We start from the raw sequence: 3,207 nt of genomic DNA, 5'->3' as shown, positions 1-3,207 counted from the left end.
CTGGCGGCTGCGTGAGCAGACGTTCGCTACGGAGGCGTAAGCGCAGTTTATCTGCGCGGTTAAACGCCGAAGTGAGCGTGCCTTAAACTTTGAGAATGTATATTCTCAAAGTTAATCTGCTCTAATGGTGGAAACCAAAGTTTCCTGCTCCCCGAAGGGAGCAGGAAAAAACATCAGAGCCACGTCACCAGGCAGTGCGCTGCCGCCAGGACTGCACCGTGTTCACAAGCAGCATGGCAATGGTCATAGGCCCGACGCCGCCGGGTACGGGGGTAATGGCCGCAGCCTTTTTACTGACGCTTTCATAGTCCGCGTCGCCGCACAGGCCGTCGTCGCCGCGGTTGATGCCCACGTCAATGACCACCGCGCCCTGACGCACCATGTCGCCGGTAATGAGGCGGGGCCTGCCCACGGCAAGGAATAAAAAGTCGGCCTTGCGGCATTCTTCCGCCAGGTCGGGGGTACGTGAATGGCAAATGGTGACGGTGGCATCGCCAAATTCGCCGGAACGGGTCAGCAGCAGGGCCAGGGGTTTGCCCACAATGTCCGAACGGCCCACCACCACGGCTTTCTTGCCCCTGGTGGGCAGATTGTAGCGGCGCAGAAGCTCCATAACGCCTGCGGGCGTGCAGGAAACAAAGCCCGGCAGCCCCAGTGAAAGACGCCCCACGTTTTCGGGGTGAAAGCCGTCCACATCCTTGGCCGGGTCAATGGCCAGCAGGCATGCCTGAGCGTCCAGCCCCCGGGGCAGGGGCAGCTGCAGCAAAATGCCGTCCACATCCGCGCGTGCGTTGCATTCCGCAATAAGGGCCAGCAGCTCCTGCTGTCCGGTCTCTGCGGGCAGGCGATAGGCAAAGGAGATGATGCCCACCTCGGCGCAGGCTTTTTCCTTGTTGCGCACGTACACCTGCGACGCCGGGTCCTCACCAACAAGAATCACTGCCAGGCCGGGGGCGCGGCGTCCCTGGGACGTGGCTGCGGCCACTTCCGCAGCCAGTTCCGCACGGATGTCCTGTGCAGTCTTTTTGCCGTCAATTACTAGCATGGCTTGCTCCATGTATTTTTTCTTGGCCCGCAGGCGACCAACATAGTAGAGTCATGTGATGTCAGCAGTATAGACCGCCCCGGCTCCAAGCTCAAGGGCGCATGCCTCATTTTTCACTGCTTGAACAGCGCGCAACAGCAGGCCAGGGCCTTTGGCCGAGGAACCGCCAAAAGCCGCCGTTCATAAGGCATCAAGCCCCGCCTGCCGGGCGGCCGTCTTTGCACATGCGCCCGTGCTGCGAAATAACACCCTGCATACTCCGCAGGTACGGCAAAGCCCGCGTCCGCTGTCGGCGGACGCGGGCTTTGCCTGCATCATATGATCAACGCCGAAACCGGCCTTATTCTTCCGTACCCAGCGAATAGTATTCCGCCAGCATGGGGCCGAAAAACTCGGCATCATCGCCCAGTTCTTCCTCAATGCGCAGCAACTGGTTGTACTTGGACATGCGCTCGGAGCGGCACAGGGAACCGGTTTTGATCTGGCCGGAGTTGACGCCCACGGCAAGATCCGCAATGAAGCTGTCTTCCGTTTCGCCAGAACGGTGCGAAATGACGGTGGTATAGGCAGCTTCTTTCGCCATTTCAATGGTATCCAGAGTTTCTGTGACAGTGCCTATCTGATTGAGCTTGATGAGGATGGAGTTTGCCACGCCCTCGGCAATGCCCTCGGCCAGAATGGAAGGATTGGTCACAAAAACGTCGTCGCCCACAAGCTGCACGTGGTCGCCAAGGCTGGCGGTCAGCATGCCCCAGCCGTCCCAATCGCTTTCGGCCATGCCGTCTTCGATGGAAATAAGGGGATACTTGCGGGTGAATTCAGCCAGCCATTCGCTCAGTTCGGCATTGTTAAAGGTCTTGCCTTCGCCGGCAAGAACGTATTTGCCGTCCTTGTAGAATTCGCTGGAGGCCGCATCAATAGCCAGGGCCACCTCGGTGCCGGGATTATAGCCGGCCTCTTCGATGGCCTTGATGATGTACGCGAAAGCCTCGTCGTGATTCTTGAGGTTGGGGGCAAAGCCGCCCTCGTCGCCCACGCTGGTGACATGGCCGTCTTTTTTCAGAATCGCCTGAAGCATATGGAAGATTTCTGTACCCATACGCAGCGAATCGCGGAAGGTCATGGCCCCCACGGGCATGATCATGAATTCCTGGATATCCAGGTTGTTGGGAGCATGCGCCCCGCCGTTGATGATGTTCATCATGGGCGCGGGCAGCACCTTGGCGTTGATGCCGCCGAGGTACTTGTAAAGGGGCAGGCCCAGAAAAGACGCCGCCACCCTGGCGCAGGCCATAGACACGCCAAGCATGGCGTTGGCTCCGAGCCGGGATTTGTTGTCCGTGCCGTCCAGATCAATAAGAGTATTGTCAATCTGCACCTGACGCAGCGAATCCATGCCAAGCAGGGCATCGGCGATTTCGCTGTTCACATGGTCCACGGCCTTGGTGACGCCCTTGCCGCAGTAACGCTTTTTATCGCCGTCACGCATTTCCAGAGCTTCGCGGCTGCCGGTGGAAGCCCCGGAAGGCACGGCGGCCCGCGCTCTGAGTCCGGATTCCAGGGTCACTTCCACCTCGACGGTGGGATTACCGCGCGAATCCAGGATTTCACGGCCAAATACCGAGGCAATGCTGCTCATGTGTGGCTCCTTTGCCCTCATTGGGCTTGTTTTCAATCAATATAACGCATCTGCCGATCAGGGCATTATAACTTTGGGAAATCCGCTTTCAAAGCCTTTACGGCGCACGCTTCCGCGCTCAAACGGGCAGCAAACGGCGCGCAGGTCTTCCCGTGGGCCGCCTGCCCGCGCATCCGCCGGAAGAACATCAAATAAAACCGCTCCATGCGCTGACGGGCGCAAGCTGCTTTTGCACAATGCCACTACGCTCCGGCCAAAGCCGGAAACAACGGGCAGCCTTGCTCCGGCCACGTCACAGCGCCGTGCGCTCTTCATAGTACAGGCGGCGTAAACCCTCAAGCAGCAAGGCGGGCAGCACATGGTCAAAAACCGGGCTTACCCTGGCGATGGACGCCGCAAAGCCTCCGGTTCCCAACACCTTTACAGGGCCGGGCAACTGCCGTTTGAGGCGTTGCGCAAGCCCCTCAACCATACAGGCAAAGCCGAAAACCAGCCCATGCTGTATGCTGGTGGCCGTGCTGCG

Annotated in this window: 2 protein-coding genes and 1 pseudogene; all 3 read right to left on the bottom strand. The window is 59.3% G+C overall.

Annotation, left to right across the window (positions count from 1 at the left end; all coding sequences use genetic code 11):
* Positions 1-184 precede the first annotated feature (184 nt).
* A complete protein-coding gene (gene folD / locus V6C07_RS13265; RefSeq protein ID WP_333536951.1) occupies positions 185-1,045 on the bottom strand; it encodes a bifunctional methylenetetrahydrofolate dehydrogenase/methenyltetrahydrofolate cyclohydrolase FolD in 861 nt (286 codons plus the stop codon).
* Between the two features lie 340 nt (positions 1,046-1,385).
* Positions 1,386-2,684 carry a phosphopyruvate hydratase gene (gene eno / locus V6C07_RS13260; RefSeq protein WP_333536950.1) on the bottom strand — a complete coding sequence of 433 codons (1,299 nt, stop codon included), beginning with the start codon at positions 2,682-2,684 and terminating at the stop codon, positions 1,386-1,388.
* A 292-nt stretch (positions 2,685-2,976) separates the two neighbouring features.
* Positions 2,977-3,207 (bottom strand): annotated as a pseudogene (locus V6C07_RS13255) (type III pantothenate kinase); the annotation flags it as partial.

Origin of the sequence: Desulfovibrio sp. 1214_IL3152, from assembly GCF_036763055.1 — a bacterium.
Classification (GTDB): domain Bacteria; phylum Desulfobacterota; class Desulfovibrionia; order Desulfovibrionales; family Desulfovibrionaceae; genus Desulfovibrio.
This window is presented reverse-complemented; position numbering and strand designations above follow the sequence as displayed.

What these genes read in the sequence shown, in the direction of transcription:
- eno (WP_333536950.1), bottom strand. Translation starts at nt 2,684, where the DNA reads ATGAGCAGCATTGCCTCGGTATTTGGCCGTGAAATCCTGGATTCGCGC.
- folD (WP_333536951.1), bottom strand. Translation starts at nt 1,045, where the DNA reads ATGCTAGTAATTGACGGCAAAAAGACTGCACAGGACATCCGTGCGGAA.